Below are 21,126 nucleotides of genomic sequence, written 5' to 3'. Positions count from 1 at the left end.
CCGCGGCGGGCAACGCCGCCGCGCCCTGTTTCGCGCGGGCTGAAGCGCCGACCGGCCGCCGGCTCGAGCTGTGAATCATCTTCATATCCGGATGCTGATCTGTGCGCTAGCTTAACATCTCGCGACGCCGCATCATCGCCGCATGAACACACTCTCCACACCGTCGTCGCGCGCTGCGCGGCAGCCGCTGGTCGCGGCCGGCGCGGTCGCCTTCACGATCGTTTCGTGGGCGTCCGCTTTCCCGTTCATCCGGATCGGCCTGCATGGCCTGACCCCGCTTCAGCTCGCGGCGGCACGCTTCGCCACCGCGGCCGTGCTGATCGTCGCGTGGCTGGTGGCGCGGCGGCCGCGCGTGCCGACCCGGAGCGATGCGCTGCGCTTCCTGCTGTGCGGCTTTCTCGGCATCGCGCTGTACAACGCGCTGCTCAATACCGGCGAGCAAACCGTGTCGGCCGGCGCGGCGAGCTTCATCGTGAACACCCTGCCGATCTTCACGGCCCTGCTGGCTGCCGTGTTTCTCGGCGAGCGCTTCAATCGCTGGGGCTGGCTCGGCTCGCTCGTCAGCCTCGCCGGCATCGCGGTAATCGCGCGCGGGCAACCGGGCGGCCTCGTCCTCGGCGCGGGCAGCACGCTGATTCTCGGCGCGGCCCTGTGTTCGGCCAGCTATTTCGTGCTGCAGCGGCGGCTGATTCCGGTATACGGCGCGCTGGCCTGCACCGCTTACACGCTGCTGGCCGGCGCGCTGCTGCTCACGCCGTGGCTGCCCGGCGCGCTCGGGGCACTGGGCAGCGGGTCGCGCGACACGACGCTGGCCGTCCTGATGCTCGGCATCTTCCCGGCCGCGCTGGGCTACGCGACCTGGACCTTCGCACTCGGCTACTTCGGCGCGGCGCGCGCCGCCAACTTCCTCTATCTGACGCCGGCGGTCGCGACGGCCCTGTCGATGGCGCTGACGGGCGAGCGGCCCGGGATCGAGACGGTGTGCGGCGGCCTGCTGGCGATCGCCGGCGTGATCTTCGTGGCGTTGCGCGGACGCGCTTAGGCGCAACGCCGCATCGGGCCGGCACAGTCAGCCCGACGATCCGCAAGCGAACCGGTCGGATGAACCCCGACATCTGCAAAGCCCATCGGATGGCGCGGGCTGTCGACTCGCGCCAGTTCGCCAGCGCCGCCGAGGCTTGACCGTTAGTTGCATCAATAGGGGCATCGATCCCGATGAAACCCGGCAGCTCAACCGGATGCGCAATCACAACGTTCCAAACTGTGCAGACAAATCGACCGAACAGTTCCGGATTGACCGCGCATCAGTGTCCATGGCTTCGTCCCGGCCGCCGGCCGAATAATGGATGCGGTCGTAAGGCCGTCGACAGCGAATCGCAATCCATCGCGTGCCGCGGCGCACGATTTCCGGCATCCGGCGCTTTCGGATTTCGGGCGCCGGCCTTGCCGCGCCGGCCCCGTGACGCGATTCGCTGCAGCGCGCAAAATCGGCTTCATATATATTCATACGAATTGCGCGCTGTCAGGCCCCGGGCCGCTCATCCGGGCATCACGCCGACGGGCAGGACACGATGCAAGTGAAACCCATGACGGGTATGGAGACTCATCCGATCGCCCCGGCCTCGCCGTCGGACGGTCGAGACGTCCAATAGAAAGATCATTCAAATCGGAGATGGCAGATGGAACGAAGCACTGTCGGCATGCGCTGCAAACCCCTGATCACCGTCGCACTGGCTGCCGCCGCATTCGCGGCCGCGTCGGGCGCGATGGCCGACCAGGTCGTCAAGATCGGCAGCGTCGAACCGACGACGGGTGGCATCTCGCACCTCGGCAAGGACAACGAGAACGGCGCGCGCCTCGCGGTCGAGGAAATCAACGCAAAGGGCCTGACGATCGGCGGCAAGAAGATCACGCTGCAACTCGATGCGCAGGATGACGCGGCCGACCCGCGGCAGGCCACGCAGGTTGCGCAGAAGCTCGTCGACGACAAGGTCGTCGCCGTGATCGGCCACCTGAACTCGGGCACGTCGATCCCGGCGTCGAAGATCTACAGCGACGCGGGCATCGTGCAGATCTCGCCGTCGGCCACGAACCCGACCTACACGCAGCAAGGCTTCAAGACGACGTACCGCGTGGTCGCGACCGATGCGCAGCAAGGCCCGGCGCTCGCGAGCTACGCGCAGGCGAAGGGCGTGAAGAGCGTCGCGGTGATCGACGATTCGACCGCGTACGGCCAGGGCCTCGCGAACGAGTTCGAGAAGAAGGCGAAGGCGCTCGGCCTGAAGGTGCTGTCGCATGACGCGACCAACGACAAGGCCGTCGACTTCCGCGCGATCCTGACGAAGGTCAAGGGCGAGAACCCGGACGCGATCATGTACGGCGGCATGGACGCCACCGGCGGCCCGCTCGCGAAGCAGGCGAAGCAGCTCGGCCTGCGCGCGAAGATCCTGTCGGGCGACGGCGTGTGCACCGACTCGCTGGCCGAGCTGGCCGGCCCGGCGGCCGACAACGTGCTGTGCTCGCAGGCGGGCGCCGCGCTCGAGAAGATGCCGGGCGGCGCGGACTTCCTCGCGAAGTACCAGAAGCGCTTCAACCAGGGCATCAAGTTCGATGCGCCGTTCGCGTATGACGCGGTCTACATCGCTGTGGACGCGATGAAGCGCGCGAACTCGACCGACCCGGCGAAGATCCTCGCGGCGATGCCGGCGACGAAGTACGACGGCGTGATCGGCACGACGACCTTCGATGCGAAGGGCGACCTGACGCACGGGATCATCTCGATCTACGGCTACAAGAGCGGCAAGAAGACCTTCCTCGACCAGGTGAAGATGTAACCCGCCGCGGCGCCGGCACGACGGGAACGCCACCCGTCGGCGCCGGCGCCGCGCGGGCCGATTTCTGATTCACGGAGACGAAGCATCATGTGCGCAATGGCGTATGCGGAATTCCAACAGGAGTTGAGGAAGGCACAGTTGACGGCGCGCGAGTTCGCCCGCCTGATCCGGATGAACGAAAGTTCGATCACGAACTATTCGAGCAAGGGCACCGTCCCGTCCCACCTCGCGGTCATCGCGAAACTGATCGGCACGCTGGCCGCGCACGAGATCGATTTCCGGCGCGTGATCCGGCAGATGCGGATCGAACCGAAACGGCCGCGCGGCGGCGGCGTATTTCCTGCGGCGGACAAGCCGCGTTCCAGAAAAACGACGAAGACCGACGCCTGAGCGCAGGCATGCGTCGACAGCGGCTCAACGCTTGCCGCTTGCCGCCGGAACGGAAGTCGTCTCACGGGCACCGCGCCATGCGACGCCCGATCATCCTCCCACCGCCCGCACGTGATCGAGCAGCGCCTGCAACGGATGGCGCACCTGCTTCGAAGACATCCGCTTCACCTGGCTGCGGCATGAATAGCCGGTCGCCAGCGCCTCGCCCTCCACATCCGCCGCATCGACGTGCGCCGCCCACGACTGCGCATAGATCGTCTTCGACGTCTCGAGATTGCGCGCTTCGTGCCCGTAGGTGCCCGACATCCCGCAGCACCCGGTTGCCTGCACCTGCAAACGCAGCCCGCGTCGTGCAAACACCTGTGCCCATTGCTTGCCGCTGTCGGGTGCATTGGTCTTCTCGGTGCAGTGCGGCAGCAACCGGTAAGAACCGGCGACGCGCGGCACGCCGCCCGCGTCCGCTTCCGGCAGCGCCTGCAGCAGCCATTCCTGCGGCAGCGCCACCTTCGGCACATCGGCGAGCCCCGTCACCTTCAGGTATTCCTGCCGATACGTGAGCGTCATCGCCGGATCGAGGCCGACCAGCGCGACACCCGAGCGCGCCAGCGCCGCCAGTTGCCCGGCATTGCGGATCGCCGTCTTCTCGAACGCGCGCAAGAAGCCTTGCACGTGCAGCGCCTTGCCGTTCGGCGCGAGCGGCGCAAGCCACACCTGAAAACCCGTGCGCGCCGCCAGCTCGATCAGCGCCGCCAGCTGCTCGGTATCGAAATAGCGCGTGAACGTGTCCTGCACGATGACGACGCTGCGTGCGCGCTGCGCGTCGCTCAGCGCGGCGAGCGCCCGCGGGTCGGCCGGCTTCACGCGCCATTCGCGGATCACGGCCGCGAGATCGAAGCGGCTCAGGAGCGGGCTGTCGACCATGCCGACGTGCCGCTCGAGCAGCGTGCGCACCCAACCGGCGCGCATCAGCCCGTTGTACAGCGCGGGCACGCGCGCCATCCACGGCATCGTGAATTCGAGCGAGCCGATCAGGTAGTCGCGTACCGGCCGCAGGTAGCGCTGGTGATACAGCTCGAGAAACCTCGAGCGGAATTCGGGCACGTTGACCTTGACCGGGCACTGCCCGGCGCACGATTTGCACGCGAGGCAGCCGGCCATTGCGTCGTACACCTCGTGCGAGAAATCGGCCTCGCCGTTGCGCGCCGCGCGGCTGTTGCGCCAGCGCGCGGCCAGGCCGCGCAGGAACGGCTGCCGTGCGCGCGCGGCCGCGACGACGTCGACGCCGGCCTGCCCTTGCAGGCGCAGCCATTCGCGCATCAGCGACGCGCGCCCCTTCGGCGACTGCACGCGTTCGCGCGTCGCCTTCCACGACGGGCACATCGCGTCGTCCGGATCGAAGTTGTAGCACGCGCCGTTGCCGTTGCAGTGCATCGCCGTGCCGTAGCTCTGCCACACGCGCTCGTCGATCTGCCGGTCGTGGTCGCCGCGCGTCGGCACTTCGTCGATCTTCAGCAGCCGCATCGTGTGATCCGGCGGCGTCGCGATCTTGCCCGGGTTGAACTGGTTGTGCGGATCGAACGCGGCCTTCAGCTGCTGCAGCGACGGATACAGCTCGCCGAAGAACGCCGGCGCATATTCGGAGCGCACGCCCTTGCCGTGCTCGCCCCACAGCAGGCCGCCGTGGCGCTGCGTGAGCTCGGCCACCGCATCCGACACGGGCCGCACCAGCGCCGCCTGCTTCGGGTCCTTCATGTCGAGCGCCGGGCGCACGTGCAGCACGCCCGCGTCGACGTGGCCGAACATCCCGTATTGCAGCCCGTGACCGTCGAGCAGCGCGCGGAATTCGGCGATGTACGCGGCGAGGTTCTCGGGCGGCACCGCGGTGTCCTCGACGAACGGCTGCGGGCGCGCCTCGCCCTGCACGTTGCCGAGCAGGCCGACCGCGCGCTTGCGCATCGCATACACGCGCTTCACCGCGTCGTCGCCGGCCGCGAGCGTGTGGCCCAGGCGCTCCACGCCGCTATCGGTGCGCAGATGCTCGACGAACGCACGCACGCGTGCGTCGACGTCGTCCGCGTCGTCGCCGCTGAATTCGATCAGGTTGATGCCGAGCGTCGGACGCGCGTCGTCCTGCGGAAAATACTCGGCGACGCTGCTCCATACGAAGTCCTTCATCGCGAGCATCAGCACCTTCGAGTCGACCGTCTCGATCGACAGCGGCTCGTGCGCGAGCAGGGCGCGCGCGTCGCGCAGCGCATCCATGAAACCCGCGTAGCGCACGTTGACCAGCACCGAATACTTCGGGATCGGCAGCACGTTGAGTTTCGCCTCGACAACGAAGCCGAGCGAACCTTCGGCGCCGCACAGCACGCTGTTCAGGTTGAAGCGGCCGTCGGGTTCGCGCAGGTGCGCGAGGTCGTAGCCGGTCAGGCAGCGGTTGAGCTTCGGAAACTTCGCTTCGATCAGCGCGGCCTTGTCGTCGCTGATGCGTCGCGCGGTGCGATAGACCTTGCCGATGCGGTCCTGCCGCGCGCAGCGGCGCTCCAGTTCTTCGTCATCGAGTGCGTCGCTGTGCAGCCGCTCGCCGCCCATCAGCACGAAATCCAGTTCGAGCACGTGATCGCGCGTCTTGCCGTACGTGCAGCTGCCCTGCCCGCTCGCGTCGGTGTTGATCATCCCGCCGACGGTCGCGCGGTTCGACGTCGACAGTTCCGGCGCGAAAAACAGCCCGTGCGGCTTCAGCGCCGCATTGAGCTGATCCTTGACGACGCCCGCCTGCACGCGCACCCAGCGGCGCTCGACGTCGATTTCGAGGATCCGGTTCATGTTCCGCGACAGGTCGACGACCACGCCATCGGTCAACGACTGCCCGTTGGTGCCCGTGCCGCCGCCGCGCGCGGCCACCGCGACGTCGCGATGCGCGGGCTCGGCGAGCAGCCGTGCCAGCAGCTGGACGTCGTCGGCATGCGCGGGGCAGATCACCGCTTGCGGCAGGCGCTGGTAGATCGAGTTGTCGGTGGCCTGCACCGTCCGGTTCGCATGGTCCGCGCGGATCTCCCCGGCGAATCCGGCGGCCCGCAGCGCGGCGAGAAAGTCACGGTACGCATTCGCGGGCGGGCGGGCGGGACGGGGCAACGAGGCGATCGACATGGGGCAAAAGCGCAGTGTGGGTGGAGCCGGCCGGTTCGCGCGCTCCGAAACATGATTTTTTGGCAAGTTTCCGCGTGACCGGGAATTCCAGTATCTTTGGAATTTCCGTGAGAAACAAACGAATTCTCACCCGGCGAATATTGCATAAAACTCATGAATTACCGTCGTCTCACCCCGTCCATGTCGCTGCTGCTCGTGTTCGAGGCCGCCGCGCGGCATGAAAGCTACACGCGCGCGGCCGAGGAGCTGTCGCTGAGCCAGAGCGCGATCAGCCGGCAAGTCCAGACGCTCGAGGATCAACTCGGCGTGCCGCTGTTCCGGCGCGAGGGCCGCTCCGTGAAGCTGACCGAGGTCGGGCGCCGCTACTTCGCCGAGCTGAGCGGCGCACTGGGGCGCATCCGCGGTGCGACGCTGCAGGCGATGTCCCACCAGGCGGGCGCCGGCACGCTGCGGCTCGCCACCTTGCCGACGTTCGGCTCGAAATGGCTGTTGCCGCACCTGCACGACTTCTACACCGCGCATCCGGGCGTGACCGTGCACCTCCATTCGCGGATCGGCACCATCGATTTCCTCAACGACGACCTCGATGCGGCCATCACCGTCGGCGCGGGCGACTGGCCGGGCCTGCACGCGCACCGGTTGTACAACGAGTTCCTGATCGCGATCGCGCCGCCGGACACCGGCAGCCGCCGCAAGGCCGATGCGCGTTCGCCGGCGTGGGCCGCAAAACAGACGCTGCTCGGCGTGACGAGCAACCAGCAGGCGTGGGCCGAGTGGTTTTCGCACTATCGGCTCGACCATCGGCAGATGCGCATCGGCCCGAGCTTCGAGCTGACGTCGCACCTGATCCAGGCCGTGCGGGCCGGGATGGGGATCGGGCTGGTGCCGAAGGTGCTGGTGGAAGACGAGCTGGGCCGCAACGAACTCGTGTCGATCGGCGACGCGATCACCAGCCAGCGCAGTTACTACCTCGTCTATCCGCCGGGGAACGAGACACTGCCGTCGCTCGTCGCGTTCCGCGAATGGCTGCTGAAGTCGTGCTGAAACACGGCCGCCGGCGGGCTGCCCGCGTTCAGGTACGCCATTCGCCGAGAATCTGCTCGGCCAGGTAGTCGCACGGCGGGCGCGCGGACTGCGCGCTGCGCGCGAGCACGACCTCGAGTTCGCCCAGCGGCGGCAGCCCGTGGCTTTCCGACAGCTGCACGAGATGATCGGGAATGCAGCAGCGCGCCAGCGGCGCGACCGCGAGCCCGGCCTCCACCATGCTGAGGAGGCCGAGGTGGCTCGGGCTCTCGTAGGACATCCGGTACGGGATCTTCCGCCGGTTCAGCGCCTTGACCGCCTGATCGCGCGCCATGCTGCCGCCGTGCGTGAAAAAGGCCACCGGCAGCGGCCGCTCCTCCCATACGTTGCGTTTCGGCGACCCGGCCCACACGAGCGGTTCGAGCCGGATCAGCTCGCCGGTCACGCCCTTGATCCGCGTGAGGCACGCGAGGTCGACCGTGTTGTCCTTCAGCATCGGCACGAGCGCGCTGCTAGGCTGACCGATCACGCGCACTTCCACACGCGGATGCATCGCGGCGAACTTGCCGAGCACCTGCGGCAGCAGCGACGAAATGTAGTCGTCGGGCACGCCGATCGTCACGCGGCCGCGAATCTCCGGGCGCACGACCGACGCCCAGGCCTCGTCGCGCATCGCCAGCATCCGGCGGCCGTATTCGGCAAGCATCGTGCCTTCGCCGGTCGGCGTCACGTTGCGCGTGTCGCGGATGAAGAGCGGCTTGCCGAGCGCATCTTCCAGCGCCTTGATCTGCATGCTCACCGCCGACGGCGACCGGTGCACGGCCTGCGCGCCCTGAGCGAACGATCCGGATTCGGCGACGGCCACCACCATCGCGAGCACATCGAGGTCGAGCTTTTTCATCGTATTCAGAAAAACTGATCAATCGATTCAGTTTATCCCGTTTTACTGTTCGCCTCCACGATCGGACAATGATTCCCGTCAGCACTCACTCGTTGCAGGAATCGTCAGACATGCATACGTCCGGATCGCTCTACGGGTTTCTCGTCATCGGCGGCATGCTCGCGGTCACGCCCGGGCCGAACATGGTCTACGTGATGTCGCGCTCGATCGCGCAGGGCCGCACGGCAGGGCTCATTTCACTCGGTGGCGTGATGATCGGGTACCTGTTCTACATGTTCGGCGCGGCGTTCGGCATCACGACGCTGTTCATGAGCGTGCCCTATGCGGGCAGCGGGCTGGCCGTGGTCGGTGCGGCGTACCTGCTGTATCTCGCATGGCAGGCCGTCAGGCCCGGCGGCCGCTCGCCGTTCGAGGTGCGGGCGTTGCCCAGCGAGCGGCCGCTGCGGCTGCTCGCGATGGGCGCGACGACCAGCGTGCTGAACCCGAAGCTCGCGATGCTGTTCATTTCGTTGCTGCCGCAGTTCATCGACTACCGGAACGGCAGCGTGCTCGGCCAGTCGCTGTTTCTCGGTTCGCTGCTGATCGCCGCATTCGCCTGCGCGAACGGGACGGTGGCGATCTGTTCCAGCAGCATCGCGAAGTTCCTGCACGGGCGCCCGACGCTGCTGCTCGCCCAGCGCTGGGCGATGGGGCTCGTCCTCGGCGGGCTCGGCGTGCAGATGGTGGTCGATGCGTCGAGGATGGCAGGTGTGGCGTGATCCGCGAATCATACGGTCGGGCGAACGCGTTCAGCGCAGTGACCGGAAGCTCGCACGCAGTTCTTCCGACAGCGCATTCGGCTGCTCCCAGGCTGCGAAATGCCCGCCACTGGGCAAACGGTTGTAGTGAATCAGTTTCGGATACGCGGCCTGCGCCCAACGCTTCGGCGCGGCGTAAATTTCATCCGGAAACACGCTCACGGCCACCGGGATAGTCACATGCTTCGGCGCAAAGAATTCGAGCTTGCTCTCCCAGTACAGGCGCGCCGACGAGACGCCCGTGCGGGTCAGCCAGTAGAGCGTGACGTTGTCGAGCACGTCGTCGCGCGTCAGTCCCTCGGTATGGCCATCGAAAACGCGCGCGATGAGCGCGAGGCCGCTCGCGTCGTGGTCAAGCATCCATGCTGCGAGTCCGACCGGTGAATCCTCGATGCCGTATAGCGTCTGCGGGCGGTTCGCCATTTCCTGCGCATAACCGAGGCCGTGCCTGTAGAAACGATCGAGCTGCTCGTACGCGTGCCGTTCGTCCGGCGGCAAACCGGCGGGCGCGGGCTCACCGGACTTGAGTGCCTTCGCGATATCGTCCGGCACCGTGGCCGGCATGTTCGTGTGAATCGCGACGAGCTCCGGCGGCGCGATCAGCGCCATCTGCTCGGTCACGGCATTACCCCAGTCGCCACCCTGCGCCACGTAACGCCGGTATCCGAGGCGTTTCATCAGGACGATCCACGCGCGCGCAATGCGCACGGGATCCCAGCCGGTCGCAGCGGGCTTGCCCGAGAACCCGTAGCCCGGCAACGATGGAATCACCACGTCGAACGCGTCCGATGCCGTGCCGCCATGGGCCGTCGGATCGGTCAGCGGCCCGATGATCTTCAGTTGCTCGATGATCGAGCCGGGCCATCCGTGCGTGACGATGACGGGCAACGCATCCGGATGTTTCGAGCGAACGTGGATGAAATGAATGTCGAGCCCATCGATCCGGGTGACGAACTGCGGAAGTGCGTTCAGCGTCGCTTCGACCTTGCGCCAGTCGTAGTCTGGTCGCCCAATAGCGCGCGAGTTTCTGCATCGTCTCGAGAGGCACGCCCTGCGATGCGTCGGCGACCGCTTCCCGTTCGGGCCAGCGCGTTGCGTTGATCCGCCGCCGCAGCTCGGCAAGTTGCACGTCCGGCGCATGCACCCGCAGCGGGCGCACGGCGGACGCGTCGCCGTCGGCCGGTCGGGCAACGCCCATGAAATGACGCCGCGACGGCGTCCGCAAAGAAGTATCAGTCGACATACACGCTCCTGTTGGTCGGATGAACGACATCTGCACTACTGATTACTGGTCGTTCGCAAGAACTTCGCACTGGCACCGGGAACGGGCGCCAGTGCGCCCGCTTCACGCGAGATAGCCGGAAACGCCGTCCCAGAAGAGTTTCAGCGCGGTCACCGCCAGCAATCCGTAGCAGATCCGATAGATCAGGCGCTGGTCCAGCCTGCCGTGCAGCCGCCAGCCCAATATCACGCCGGCCGGAACGGCGAGCAGGCAGACCGCCATCAATGCCCAGACGTTCATGGTCGGCCGCACGATCAGCATCCAGGGCACCGCCTTGAGCGCGTTGCCCACGGTAAAGAAAAGACTCGTCGTTCCCGCGTACATCTCCTTGCTGAGACCGAGCGGCAGCAGGTACATCGCGAGCGGCGGCCCGCCCGAATGCGCGACCATCGTCGTGACGCCCGACGCGAGACCGGCGGTCACGGCCTTCGGTCGCGAACGCGGACGGACCGTCAGCTGCGCGCCGCCAGCCACCCACAGGCCGACGAATATCAGCGTGACCGCCGCCATCAGGAGTTCGATGGCCCGATGGTCGAGAAACCGAAATGCCAGATAGCCGCATCCGATACCCATCACCAGCCCGGGCAGCAGCAGAACGAGATCCGGCTTCGACCACGTCGAAGGCTTCCAGTACCGCAGCGCGAACAGATCCATCGCGATGAACAGCGGAGCGAGCAGACCGCCGGCGGTCACCGGGTCCATCACGAGCGACAGCAGAGGTATGCCGATGATCGCGAATCCACCGCCGAACGCGCCGCGCATGAACGCGATCACGAACACGCCCGCGAACGCGATCAGGATGGTGGTCAGCGTCAGTTGCAGCCCCACCGCGACCGGTGCGGCCGTCATGACCGACTCACCGACACGGAACGCCACACGGCGGGCTGCCGCGAGCCGGCCCGTAGCTGCGTCGCCGCCATGCGAGCGATCAGGGTTGAACGCGTTCCATGCATACTGCCTCTCCAATGGGTATGCCGGGGCGATGCAGTGCGCCGGTCAGGTGCGCTGCCTGCAGCCCGAGTCGTACAAGCGTTGCAGCCCCGGTACAATCGACTCGACGAAATCAGAATGCACCGCCGCATATCTCAGTGCAATAAAAACATTGCCCTCGGTTCAATAATCATTGTTATCGGTGCAATCCATGTCCAAATCCGAGTATCTGCAACTGGCCGACGCGATTGCCGCGCAAATCGCCGACGGCACACTGGCGCCCGGCGATCGCCTGCCTCCCCAGCGTCTTTTCGCCGACCAGCATGCAATCGCCGCATCGACGGCGGGCCGGGTCTACACGGAGCTGTTGCGACGCGGGCTGGTGGTAGGTGAAGTCGGCCGCGGCACCTTCGTGTCGGGCGAGACGCGGCGCGGGGCGGCGGCGCCCGGGGAACCGCGCGGCGTACGGATCGATCTCGAGTTCAACTATCCGAGCGTCCCCGATCAAACGGCGTTGATTGCACGAAGCCTGAGCGGATTGCACCGACCGGCGGAACTCGATGCCGCGCTGCGCGAGGCCACCAGTATCGGCACCGCGGCCATCAGAAACGTAGCCGCCGCCTATCTGTCGCAACCGGAATGGTCGCCGTCGCCGGACCAGCTCGTGTTTACCGGCAACGGGCGGCAAAGCATTGCCGCAGCCGTGGCCGCGGTCGTTCCGACCGGCGGGCGCTGCGGCGTGGAAGCGCTGACCTACCCGTTCATCAAGGGCATCGCCGCCAAACTGGGCATCTCGCTGGTACCGCTGGCGATGGACGATGACGGCGTGCGTCCCGACGCAGTGCAAAAGGCGCACCGTGAAGCCAGGCTGTCGGCAATCTATATCCAGCCGGCCATCCAGAACCCGCTGGGCATGACGATGAGCACCGCGCGTCGCGCCGAACTGTTACGCGTGGTCGAAAAGCTCGACATTCCCGTCATCGAGGACAACGTGTACGGCTTCCTCGGCGACGAACCGCCACTGGCCGCGCTCGCTCCGGACACCTGCATCGTGATTGACAGCCTGTCCAAGAAGGTCACGCCCGGCATGACCCTGGGATTCATCGTGCCGCCGCCGCGGCTACGCGAAAGCGTCATGGCATCGGTACGCTCGGGCGGGTGGACCGCCTCGGGATTCGCATTCGCGGCCGCGCAGCGGTTGATGCGCGACGGCACCGTGGCCGAGCTCGCGCAACTCAAGCGCATCGATGCGAGCGAGCGCCAGGCGCTGGCAATCGATCGTCTCGCGGGTTTCGATATCCGGACCAACGGCAAGTGCTACCACCTGTGGCTGACCTTGCCGGCGCACTGGCGCTCACAGGCGTTGGTCGCGGCCGCGGCCAGGCGCGACATCGGGCTGACGCCGTCGACCACGTTTGCCGTCTCGTCCGGCCACGCACCGAACGCCGTAAGGCTCGCACTGGCCGCGCCGACCATGGACCAGCTCGATGCCGGGCTGCGGACACTGACCGCGATACTGAACGGCCGCGAAGAAGATTTCGACTTGACCGAATAAGCACCGTCCAGCCGACCGGCGCGCCGAAGTCCGACGGCGCGCCCCGTCACTTCGTCAGCAACTCGGCCTCCAGCTCGCGCAACCGCTCCGGAAACCGGACGCGCAGCACCAGGAACCACCCGAGCCCGATCGCCAGCAGCGCGACGAACACATAAGGCAGCCACGCATACACGCCCTCCGGCACCGGATACACGCTGCCGGCCAGCGGAATCGCGAGCAGCACGACCGCAATGACGCTGATCGCCACATGCCGCGCGCGAAGCCGGCGCTGGCGGCGCAGATAGAGCGGCGCGCCGATCGCCACCAGCACGTATGCAAGCAGCCAGCCATACGTGGCAATCGAGCTGAGATAGCCATACGAATCGAGTAGCGCGGTGCCGCGCGCGGTGAATACCAGCGCGGTGACCAGCGCCAGCACCGCGATCAGCGCCACCGCGACGTGCGGCGTCGCATTGCGCTCGTGTGCGTGGCCCGTCGACGCATGCAGCACGCCCTGCCGCCCGAACGTATAGACGATCCGCGCCGCCGCATTGATCGACGAAAAGAACGCCGCGAAGAAGCTCAACGCCACGCCTGCGTCGATCAGCACGCCGACCCAGCCGGCGCCGAGCCGATGCGCGAGCACCGCGAGCGGGCCGTCGACCCGGTCGAGCGGCGGCGTCTGCCCGTGGAACGCGCTCACCATCCCGTACGCACCGATCACGAACAGGATCGCCGGCCCGACGACGCTGATCAGCACCGCGCGCGGAATCGCGCGAAACGGGTCGCGCGCTTCCGCGCCGAGCACGGTCGCACTCTCGAACCCCGTGAAGCTGAAGAACGCGAGCACCATCCCGAGCTGCAGCTGGGTCGGTTTCACGCCTTCGAGCGTCAGTTGCGCGCGATCGACCGGATGCCCGCCGAACGCGATCGTCCCGATCACGACGACGGCGATCAGCAGCAGCGTCGCGAGTTCGACGAACAGCGTGAAACGCGTGGACAGCCGGATGTCGCGAAACGCGATGTACCACGCGGCGAACGCGGTGACGACCGTGAGCCCGAGCACCGCGCCGAGCGGCGTCGCGCCGCCGAGCAGCCCGGTCTCGCGGCCCAGCACGAGAAACGTGTTGATCGTCCCCTGCAGGATGCCCGCGGCGGCCACCGCATAGGCAATCAGCAGCGACCAGCCGCAGATCGCGCCCCAGACCGGCCCGATGCCGGCCGACACGTATGCATACAGCGCCCCCGGCGACGCCGAATCGCGCGCGAACACCGAGATGCTCCACGACGCAAACAGCAGCGCGACGATCGCGAACAGGTACGCGAGCCACGTGCCGTTGCCGGCCGTCGCGAAGACGGCGGGGATCAGCACGCCGATCCCGCCGGACACGCCGACGAGGCCGATCGACTGCGCAATCAGTTCGGGCAGGCTCAGGTAGTTGCGCCGCAGGCCGCCCGCCGGCGGTGCGGCATGCTGCGCGGGCAGTGCCTGCGCGGGGCTTGCTGGATGACTCATCGATTGACCTCGTCAGGAATGAAGCGGCGCCGCGTGCGTGCCGTCCGCGGCGGTGGTGGTGGTGATGGTGAGGGTGGTGACGGCGGCCGGCGCGAGCCGGTCAGTTCCAGGAATGGCGCGCGGGCTTCACGCCGTTGAGGTAGTAGTTGCCGATCGCGTGATACTTCCAGCGCACCGGGTCGTGCAGCGTATGCACGCGCGCGTTGCGCCAGTGGCGGTCGAAGTTGTATTTCGCCAGCGTCGACTTGCTGCCGCCGAGCTCGAACAGCTTGCTCGCGGCAAGCAGCGCGACCTCGGTCGTCGCGATCTTCGCCTCGCCCACCGCGATCGCGGCCTGCGCGACCGTTTCCTCGCCCGGCTCGCGCTTCGCCGCGTCGACAAAGCGGCCCGAGCGCGCGAGCAGCGCTTCGGCCGCGTGCACGCGGTACGCGATGTCGCCGATCTGCGCGACCGTCAGCGGGTCCTCGCTCGCGCGCTCGACGCCGCTGTCGATCCACGGGCGCGCATGCTGCTGCACGAACGCGATCGTGTCCTGCAGCGCGGCGCGCGCGATCCCGAGGTCGATCGCGGCGGTCGTGATCTGCGCGAACGGGCCCGCGAAGGTCGGGCGATCGTACGAACGCTGCGTATGGAAGATTTCGAACGGGCTCACACGCACGTTCTCGACGATCACCGTGCCGCTCGCGGTCGTGCGCTGCCCGAAGCCGCTCCAGTCATCCACGACGGTCAGCCCCGGCGCACCCTGCCGCACGAAGGCGAGCACGGCCTGGTCCGACTCGTCGAGCGCGAGTACCGGAATCCAGTGCGCGAACAGCGTGCCGGTCGAATAGAACTTGCGGCCGTTCAGCACGAACGCATCGCCGTCGCGATGCACGCGCGTCCGGATATCGAGCACGTTCTTGCCACCGGCTTCGGAAAACGCGTTCCCGTAGCGTGTGCCCTTCAGGACGAGATCGAAGAAGAAGCGCTTCTGCGCATCGCTGCCCTCGAGGCGGATGTCCTCGATCAGGCAATAGTGGTTCTGCGGGATCTGGCCGAGTGACGGGTCCGCCTCTGAAACGATCGCGATCACTTCCGCGAGCGTCACGTTCGACACCTCCGCGCCGCCGTATTCGCGCGGCACGGTGATGCCCCACAGCCCGCTCGACGAGAACAGTTCGATCTCGTCGAACGGCAGCTTCCGCTCGCGGTCGCGCAGCGCGGCGTGCTCGGCCAGTCGCGCCGCGACATGGCGCGCGACGTCGAGCGCCTCGGCATCCGAGCCGATGACGGGAACGGGCTTGGCGCCCGCTTGTGGTTGCACGTTTTCTTCGATGATTTCCGTAGACATGTCGATTCCGGCAAAGCTCATGAACCGGCCGGCGGCGCCGGGAAGCATCCGCCGACCTCCTGTTTCGATATCCGAAACGCCAAACCGGGTCGACCCGCGAGAACCGCCGGTGTCGCCCCTTCGATCGGCCGGTGCGCGGCACGTGTACGTGCCCGCCGCGCACCGGCCCCCGCGTCACGCGGCAACCGCCTGCCGTTGAGCCTCGAGTTCGCGCACGAGCGGCAGCACGCGCTGGCCGAAGTACTCGACCTCCTCGATGAAATGCAGGAACCCCGCAAGCACGAGATCGACACCGATCGCCTTCAGCGCGACGATCCGTTCGGCGATCTGCTGCGGCGTACCGATCAGGTTCGTGCGGAAACCGTCGTTGTACTGCACGAGATCCTCGAACGTCGATTTCGCCCAGTTGCCCTCCCCCTCCGGCGACGCCTTGCCGGCCTGCTTCACCGCATCGCCGAACGCGTGCACGGCCTCGACGTGCGCGTGCCGGATGATGTCGTCGAGCACGGCCTGCGCCTCTTCCTCCGTATCGCGCGCGATCACGAACGCGTTGACGCCGATGCGCACGCGATGGTTGTTCGCCGCCGCCTTCGCACGGATGTCGTCGATCTGCGCCTTCAGGTTCTCCGGCGTATTGCCGTTCGTGAAATACCAGTCCGACACGCTCGCCGCGTTGTCGCGCGCCGCGCGCGAGCTGCCGCCCTGGAAGATTTCCGGATGCGGCTTCTGCACCGGCTTCGGGCTCAGCGTGTAGTCGTTGAAGCGGTAGAAATCACCCTTGAACGTGAAGTTGTCCTGCGTCCAGATGCCTTTCAGCGCCTGGATGAATTCCTTCGAGCGCCGGTAGCGTTCGTCGTGCTCGAGCCACGGCTCGCCGATCGCGGTGAATTCGCCCTTGAACCAGCCGCTCACGACGTTGATCGCGATGCGTCCGTTCGAGATGTGATCGATCGTCGCGAGCTGCTTCGCGACCACGGCCGGGTGCCACGGCCCCGGCAGGATCGCGGCGAGTACCTTGAGCTTCGTCGTCGCATGCAGCAGCGCCTGGCTGAACGACACCGACTCGTGCTGGTATTCGGCGCCGTAGCCGGCCGTGAAGCGGATCTGGCTCAGCGCGTACTCGAAGCCGGCCGCCTCGGCCGCGCGTGCGAGCTGCTGGTTGTATTCGAGGCTCCAGTCGGTGCGTTGCTCGATCGTGCTGACGACGAGGCCGCCGCTGACGTTCGGCACCCAGTAGGCGAACTTGACGCCGTCGGCGGAAGAGTCGGTATGGCTCATGAGTGTGTCCTGGTCGGAAGGGAAAACGCAGGCGGCCTAGGCGGCCGCGACGGAAAGCGCATGCGGGCGCAGCTGCGGCACCGCGCGATCGACGGCGAGCGCGATGCGCGCACGCAGCGCCGGGCTCGCGATCTGGTACTGGTCGAAATCGCTTTCGGACGCATACACGCCGATCGGCAGCGTGCGTGCCTGGAAGAAGCTGAACAGCGGCCGGAGCTGATGGTCGATCACGAGCGCATGACGCTCGCTGCCGCCGGTGGCGGCGAGCAGCACGGGTACGTCGACCAGCGCCTCGTGATGCACAAGGTCGAACAGGTGCTTGAAGAGGCCCGTGTACGACGCGCGATACACGGGGCTCGCGACGACGAGCGCATCGGCCGTCTCGATCGCACGGATCTGCGCGTCGAGGTCGGCCGGCACCTGCGCGCGCGTCAGCGCGCCGGCCAGCCGGCTGCCGATCTCGCCGAGTTCGATCAGCCGCGTGTCGATCGGCAGCGCGGCGCCGAGTGCCGCGACAATCGCGTCGGTCAGCGCCAGCGTGCGCGATGGCCGCTGCAGGCCGCCCGATATCGCGACCACGTTGATTGCATTGCTCATCGGTTGCATTCCCATTGTCGAATCGGGTGCCGATGCACCCGCCACGTCATGGGTCAGCAAGGAGCGTGCCATTTCGACGACGGCGATGAAAAACGATCGTCTGCATGACGAAATGCATCGCGATCGACGGCCTGTCGTGGCGCGCCCGCCGATCGACACACGTTGATAAGCGTGCCAGCCACGGCATCACAACCATATTCCGCAGCACGATGAACTGGGGGAAACAGCGCTGCTGATGCACTGCTGCGTAATCAGCAGCGCAGTGTGCGGCGGACGCATTTTTCCGCTTCCGCACGGATTCCGGCAGGCGCGCAGCGTCCAGCGCAGCAATCCGGCATTGGTTATCAGAAATCGATGTTTCCCGCGTTGCGCAAAACGTTGAACACTCTGCTGATCACGCAGCACCCGGTCGGCAACGCCCGATGCAGCCTGGCCGTTTTCGTGCAGCGACCCGACGCATTCATCGCCATGACATCCATTTCCGTATCGCCCCGCGCGGAAAGCCTGCGCGTCGTCGCGCCGTCCCGCGACGAACCGTCCCCTCCCGACGCGCTGCAAACCGCCGGGCGCCTGGCGGCCGGCTTTGCACGAACTGCGGCCGAACGCGACCAGCAGGGCGGCACGCCGAAGGCCGAGCGCGACCAGTTGCGCGACAGCGGCCTCCTCGCGTTGAGCATCCCCGCCGCCTACGGCGGCCTCGGCGCAAGCTGGCGCACGACGTTCGACGCGGTCCGCGTGCTCGCGGCCGCCGACAGTTCGCTCGCGCACGTATTCGGCTTCCATCACCTGATGCTCGCAACCGTGCGGCTGTTCGGCACGCCCGCGCAGTGGGAATCGTGGTTCGAGCGAACCGCGCGCCAGCAGTGGTTCTGGGGCAATGCGCTGAATCCGCTCGACGAACGCACGGTCAGCCGTTCGCGCGGCGCATGGCACGAGTTCAGCGGCCAGAAGAGTTTTTGTTCGGGGGCGCTCGATTCGCAGATGCTGATCGCGTCCGCGCACGACGCGCAGACGCGCGCGTTCCTGATCGCGGCCGTGCCGACGCAGCGCAGCGGCATCTCGATCGCCGACGACTGGAACAACATCGGCCAGCGCCAGACCGACAGCGGCACGGTCACGTTCGAGAAAGTGCGCGTCGAGGAACACGAACTGCTGACGGACCCCGGCCCGCTGTCGACGCCGTTCGCGTGCCTGCGCCCGCTCGTCGCGCAGCTCGTGCTGACGAACGTGTATCTCGGCATCGCCGAAGCCGCGTTCAGCGACGCGCGGCACTACACGCTGCACGAAGCACGGCCGTGGCCCGGCGCGCAGGTCGCGAGCACCGGCGACGATCCGTACATCCTCGGCCAGTACGGCGAATTCTGGGTCGGGCTCGAAGCCGCGCGCGTGCTCGCCGACCGCGCGGCGGATCGCCTCGACGCCGCGTGGGCGCGCGATGCGGCGCTCACGCATGCGGAGCGCGGCGAGGTCGCGCTCGCCACGGCCGCTGCAAAGGTGTCGGCCACCCGCACCGGGCTCGATCTCTGCACGCGCATGTTCGACGTCGCCGGCGCACGCGCGACGCATGGCGCGCTGCGGCTCGACCGGCACTGGCGCAACCTGCGCACCCATACGCTCCACGATCCGCTCGCGTACAAGATTCGCGAGATCGGCGAATGGGCGCTCAAGCGAACCTGGCCGACGCCGGGCTTCTACTCGTGAACCGCTCCCCTTCCGATGCGTGGCCCGACGCCGCGCCCGTCCTCACGCTGCCCGACCGGCCCGCGCTGGCGACATCCATTCGCGCCCGCGCGCAGGTGTTCGTCGATCCGCGCTCGGTCGCGCTCCTCGAACGGATTCGCCTGGTCGCACCGAGCGACGCGAACGTGCTGATCGTCGGCGAAACCGGCACCGGCAAGGAACTGATCGCGCGGCACGTGCACGGCCTCAGTCGCCGCAGCAACGGGCCGTTCGTCGCGGTGAACTGCGGCGCCTTCTCCGAGACGCTCGTCGAGAGCGAACTGTTCGGTCACGAGAAGGGCGCGTTTACGGGCGCGTTCAGCGCGAAGCCCGGCTGGTTCGAAGCCGCGAACGGCGGCACGCTGTTTCTCGACGAGATCGGTGACCTGCCGCTGTCGATGCAGGTCAAGCTGCTGCGCGTGCTGCAGGAGCGCGAGGTCGTGCGGCTCGGCTCGCGCGCGGGCGTGCCGATCGACGTGCGCGTGGTTGCCGCGACCAACGTCGATCTGCAGCAGGCCGTCGCGCACGGGCAGTTTCGCGGCGACCTGTTCTACCGGCTCAACGTCGTGCAGCTCGCGGTGCCGACGTTGCGCGAGCGCCCCGGCGACATCCTGCCGCTCGCGCGCCACTTCTTCGACGACTACCGGAGCCGCCTCGGCTACGGGCCGCGCAGCATCGACCCGCGCGCCGAGCGCCGGCTCCAGGCATACGGCTGGCCCGGCAATATCCGCGAACTCGAGAACGTGATCCATCACGCGCTGCTCGTGAGCCGCCACGACGCACTGCAGGAGGCCGACCTGCATCTCGCGTCGCCCGACGCGACGGCCGCCGTGCATGCACCGGCGCAGGAGCCCGACCCGGCAACCGGCGCGCAGGCTGCGCTCGAACGCGCGCTGCGTGCGCTGTTCGACGAGGATCACGGCAACCTGTTCGAGCGCATCGAGGACACCGTGATGCGCGTCGCGTTCGAATTCAGCCACCGCAACCAGATCCAGGCCGCACGGCTGCTCGGCATCAGCCGCAACGTGCTGCGCGCCAGGCTGATTCGCGCGAAGGAGATCGCGGCAATGAAGTAGCCGCGCATGGGAGCACGCCGCCGCCCCGCTCCGGCGCGTTTCGCGCCGCGATCCGTGCGGCAAGGTTCGAACCTGATGTATCGTGGCGCGAGGCGCGCGCCTCGTTCCCCTCCCGCATCCGGTCGTCCGTTGCATGACCGCCCGGGCCCGGCGACAGGGCGCACGCACGATCCTCCGCAACACGAAAGGCCGTCCGGCGCCCGTGCGGGCCCGGCCGTGCCTCGTTCACCCGTCCGGAACCCGTCGCCATGAAAAAGCTTGTCAACCGCCCGTCCGATGTCGTCCGAGAAATGCTGGAAGGCATCGCGCGGCAGTCGCCGCATGTCGCGATCCTCGGCGACGAGCACGTGCTCGTCCGCCAGCCGCTGCCCGAGCCGGCGCAGCGCCCCGTCGCCGTCCTCTCTGGCGGCGGCAGCGGCCACGAGCCCGCGCACGGCGGTTATGTCGGCGAAGGGATGCTGAGCGCGGCCGTCTGCGGCGAAGTGTTCACGTCGCCGTCCACCGACGCGGTGCTCGCCGCGATCCGCGCCAGCGCGGGCCCGAACGGCGCACTGCTGATCGTGAAGAACTACACGGGCGACCGGCTCAATTTCGGGCTCGCCGCCGAGCTCGCGCGCGCGGAAGGCATTCCGGTCGAGACGGTGATCGTCGCTGACGACGTCTCGCTGCGCGGCCGCGTCGAGCGCGGCCAGCGGCGCGGGATCGCCGGCACCGTGCTGATCCACAAGCTCGCCGGCGCGGCTGCCGCGCGCGGGCTGCCGCTCGCACG

16 protein-coding genes and 1 pseudogene are annotated in these 21,126 nt (G+C 67.6%); 9 read left to right on the top strand and 8 right to left on the bottom strand.

Annotated elements, in window-relative coordinates:
* Positions 1 to 142 precede the first annotated feature (142 nt).
* The 3 genes from DPV74_RS25930 to DPV74_RS25920 all read left to right on the top strand — a co-directional run bounded on the left by DPV74_RS25930 (position 143) and on the right by DPV74_RS25920 (position 3,224).
* The gene (locus DPV74_RS25930; RefSeq protein ID WP_119338225.1) at positions 143 to 1,042 is read left to right on the top strand and encodes a DMT family transporter; all 900 of its coding nucleotides are present in this window, start codon (positions 143 to 145) and stop codon (positions 1,040 to 1,042) included.
* Positions 1,043 to 1,679: 637 nt separating this feature from the next.
* A complete protein-coding gene (locus DPV74_RS25925) occupies positions 1,680 to 2,834 on the top strand; it encodes a branched-chain amino acid ABC transporter substrate-binding protein (RefSeq protein ID WP_021160717.1) in 1,155 nt (384 codons plus the stop codon).
* Between the two features lie 87 nt (positions 2,835 to 2,921).
* The gene (locus DPV74_RS25920; RefSeq protein WP_059685469.1) at positions 2,922 to 3,224 is read left to right on the top strand and encodes a hypothetical protein; all 303 of its coding nucleotides are present in this window, start codon (positions 2,922 to 2,924) and stop codon (positions 3,222 to 3,224) included.
* Between the two features lie 90 nt (positions 3,225 to 3,314).
* Here the strand turns inward: DPV74_RS25920 and DPV74_RS25915 are convergent, their stop codons facing one another.
* Positions 3,315 to 6,374, bottom strand: a complete 3,060-nt coding sequence (locus DPV74_RS25915; protein WP_119338224.1) for an FAD-binding and (Fe-S)-binding domain-containing protein — start codon at positions 6,372 to 6,374, stop codon at positions 3,315 to 3,317.
* A 153-nt stretch (positions 6,375 to 6,527) separates the two neighbouring features.
* On the opposite strand from DPV74_RS25915, the gene DPV74_RS25910 reads away from it, so the two are divergent.
* The gene (locus DPV74_RS25910; RefSeq protein ID WP_060197425.1) at positions 6,528 to 7,418 is read left to right on the top strand and encodes a LysR substrate-binding domain-containing protein; all 891 of its coding nucleotides are present in this window, start codon (positions 6,528 to 6,530) and stop codon (positions 7,416 to 7,418) included.
* A gap of 28 nt (positions 7,419 to 7,446) precedes the next feature.
* Here the strand turns inward: DPV74_RS25910 and DPV74_RS25905 are convergent, their stop codons facing one another.
* Positions 7,447 to 8,298, bottom strand: a complete 852-nt coding sequence (locus DPV74_RS25905; protein WP_027792175.1) for a LysR substrate-binding domain-containing protein — start codon at positions 8,296 to 8,298, stop codon at positions 7,447 to 7,449.
* Between the two features lie 110 nt (positions 8,299 to 8,408).
* Between DPV74_RS25905 and DPV74_RS25900 the strand changes: the two genes are divergently transcribed.
* Positions 8,409 to 9,056 carry a LysE family translocator gene (locus DPV74_RS25900; RefSeq protein WP_119338223.1) on the top strand — a complete coding sequence of 216 codons (648 nt, stop codon included), beginning with the start codon at positions 8,409 to 8,411 and terminating at the stop codon, positions 9,054 to 9,056.
* 30 nt (positions 9,057 to 9,086) lie between these two features.
* Here the strand turns inward: DPV74_RS25900 and DPV74_RS25895 are convergent.
* Both DPV74_RS25895 and DPV74_RS25890 read right to left on the bottom strand, forming a co-directional pair.
* Positions 9,087 to 10,338 (bottom strand): annotated as a pseudogene (locus DPV74_RS25895) (epoxide hydrolase family protein).
* A 102-nt stretch (positions 10,339 to 10,440) separates the two neighbouring features.
* Positions 10,441 to 11,226: a sulfite exporter TauE/SafE family protein gene (locus tag DPV74_RS25890; protein ID WP_060357894.1), complete on the bottom strand. Its 786-nt coding sequence runs from the start codon at positions 11,224 to 11,226 to the stop codon at positions 10,441 to 10,443.
* Positions 11,227 to 11,518: 292 nt separating this feature from the next.
* Between DPV74_RS25890 and DPV74_RS25885 the strand changes: the two genes are divergently transcribed.
* Complete coding sequence (locus DPV74_RS25885; RefSeq protein ID WP_119338222.1) at positions 11,519 to 12,862, top strand: PLP-dependent aminotransferase family protein; 1,344 nt, start codon at positions 11,519 to 11,521, stop codon at positions 12,860 to 12,862.
* A gap of 46 nt (positions 12,863 to 12,908) precedes the next feature.
* Here DPV74_RS25885 and DPV74_RS25880 read toward each other — a convergent pair whose 3' ends face one another.
* From DPV74_RS25880 to msuE, 4 genes are all read right to left on the bottom strand, one after another.
* On the bottom strand, positions 12,909 to 14,357 hold the full coding sequence (locus DPV74_RS25880; protein ID WP_080982082.1) for an APC family permease: 1,449 nt from the start codon (positions 14,355 to 14,357) through the stop codon (positions 12,909 to 12,911).
* A gap of 100 nt (positions 14,358 to 14,457) precedes the next feature.
* A complete protein-coding gene (locus DPV74_RS25875; protein WP_162923140.1) occupies positions 14,458 to 15,687 on the bottom strand; it encodes an SfnB family sulfur acquisition oxidoreductase in 1,230 nt (409 codons plus the stop codon).
* Positions 15,688 to 15,861: 174 nt separating this feature from the next.
* Entirely contained in the window at positions 15,862 to 16,965 is a 1,104-nt protein-coding gene (gene sfnG, locus DPV74_RS25870; RefSeq protein WP_119338220.1) for a dimethylsulfone monooxygenase SfnG, read from the bottom strand.
* A gap of 36 nt (positions 16,966 to 17,001) precedes the next feature.
* Positions 17,002 to 17,562, bottom strand: coding sequence for an FMN reductase (msuE, locus tag DPV74_RS25865; RefSeq protein ID WP_042975766.1), 561 nt, complete (start codon positions 17,560 to 17,562; stop codon positions 17,002 to 17,004).
* Between the two features lie 468 nt (positions 17,563 to 18,030).
* On the opposite strand from msuE, the gene DPV74_RS25860 reads away from it, so the two are divergent.
* From DPV74_RS25860 to DPV74_RS25850, 3 genes are all read left to right on the top strand, one after another.
* A complete protein-coding gene (locus DPV74_RS25860; protein ID WP_240440018.1) occupies positions 18,031 to 19,263 on the top strand; it encodes an acyl-CoA dehydrogenase family protein in 1,233 nt (410 codons plus the stop codon).
* Positions 19,218 to 20,357, top strand: coding sequence for a sigma-54-dependent Fis family transcriptional regulator (locus DPV74_RS25855; RefSeq protein ID WP_205571944.1), 1,140 nt, complete (start codon positions 19,218 to 19,220; stop codon positions 20,355 to 20,357). Before DPV74_RS25860 ends, DPV74_RS25855 begins: the two co-directional genes overlap by 46 nt.
* Before the next feature lie 248 nt (positions 20,358 to 20,605).
* On the top strand, positions 20,606 to 21,126 hold a 521-nt coding region (locus DPV74_RS25850), incomplete at its 3' end, for a dihydroxyacetone kinase subunit DhaK (protein ID WP_205571943.1).

It is taken from the genome of Burkholderia sp. HAN2018 (genome assembly GCF_024704855.1).
Taxonomy (GTDB): Bacteria; Pseudomonadota; Gammaproteobacteria; order Burkholderiales; family Burkholderiaceae; genus Burkholderia; species Burkholderia cepacia.
This window is presented reverse-complemented; position numbering and strand designations above follow the sequence as displayed.

Excerpts from the sequence above, each read along its gene's own strand:
- DPV74_RS25930 (WP_119338225.1), top strand. The coding sequence starts at position 143 with ATGAACACACTCTCCACACCGTCGTCGCGCGCTGCGCGGCAGCCGCTG.
- DPV74_RS25925 (WP_021160717.1), top strand. The coding sequence starts at position 1,680 with ATGGAACGAAGCACTGTCGGCATGCGCTGCAAACCCCTGATCACCGTC.
- DPV74_RS25920 (WP_059685469.1), top strand. The coding sequence starts at position 2,922 with ATGTGCGCAATGGCGTATGCGGAATTCCAACAGGAGTTGAGGAAGGCA.
- DPV74_RS25915 (WP_119338224.1), bottom strand. The coding sequence starts at position 6,374 with ATGTCGATCGCCTCGTTGCCCCGTCCCGCCCGCCCGCCCGCGAATGCG.
- DPV74_RS25910 (WP_060197425.1), top strand. The coding sequence starts at position 6,528 with ATGAATTACCGTCGTCTCACCCCGTCCATGTCGCTGCTGCTCGTGTTC.
- DPV74_RS25905 (WP_027792175.1), bottom strand. The coding sequence starts at position 8,298 with ATGAAAAAGCTCGACCTCGATGTGCTCGCGATGGTGGTGGCCGTCGCC.
- DPV74_RS25900 (WP_119338223.1), top strand. The coding sequence starts at position 8,409 with ATGCATACGTCCGGATCGCTCTACGGGTTTCTCGTCATCGGCGGCATG.
- DPV74_RS25890 (WP_060357894.1), bottom strand. The coding sequence starts at position 11,226 with ATGACGGCCGCACCGGTCGCGGTGGGGCTGCAACTGACGCTGACCACC.
- DPV74_RS25885 (WP_119338222.1), top strand. The coding sequence starts at position 11,519 with ATGTCCAAATCCGAGTATCTGCAACTGGCCGACGCGATTGCCGCGCAA.
- DPV74_RS25880 (WP_080982082.1), bottom strand. The coding sequence starts at position 14,357 with ATGAGTCATCCAGCAAGCCCCGCGCAGGCACTGCCCGCGCAGCATGCC.
- DPV74_RS25875 (WP_162923140.1), bottom strand. The coding sequence starts at position 15,687 with ATGTCTACGGAAATCATCGAAGAAAACGTGCAACCACAAGCGGGCGCC.
- sfnG (WP_119338220.1), bottom strand. The coding sequence starts at position 16,965 with ATGAGCCATACCGACTCTTCCGCCGACGGCGTCAAGTTCGCCTACTGG.
- msuE (WP_042975766.1), bottom strand. The coding sequence starts at position 17,562 with ATGAGCAATGCAATCAACGTGGTCGCGATATCGGGCGGCCTGCAGCGG.
- DPV74_RS25860 (WP_240440018.1), top strand. The coding sequence starts at position 18,031 with ATGACATCCATTTCCGTATCGCCCCGCGCGGAAAGCCTGCGCGTCGTC.
- DPV74_RS25855 (WP_205571944.1), top strand. The coding sequence starts at position 19,218 with ATGGGCGCTCAAGCGAACCTGGCCGACGCCGGGCTTCTACTCGTGAAC.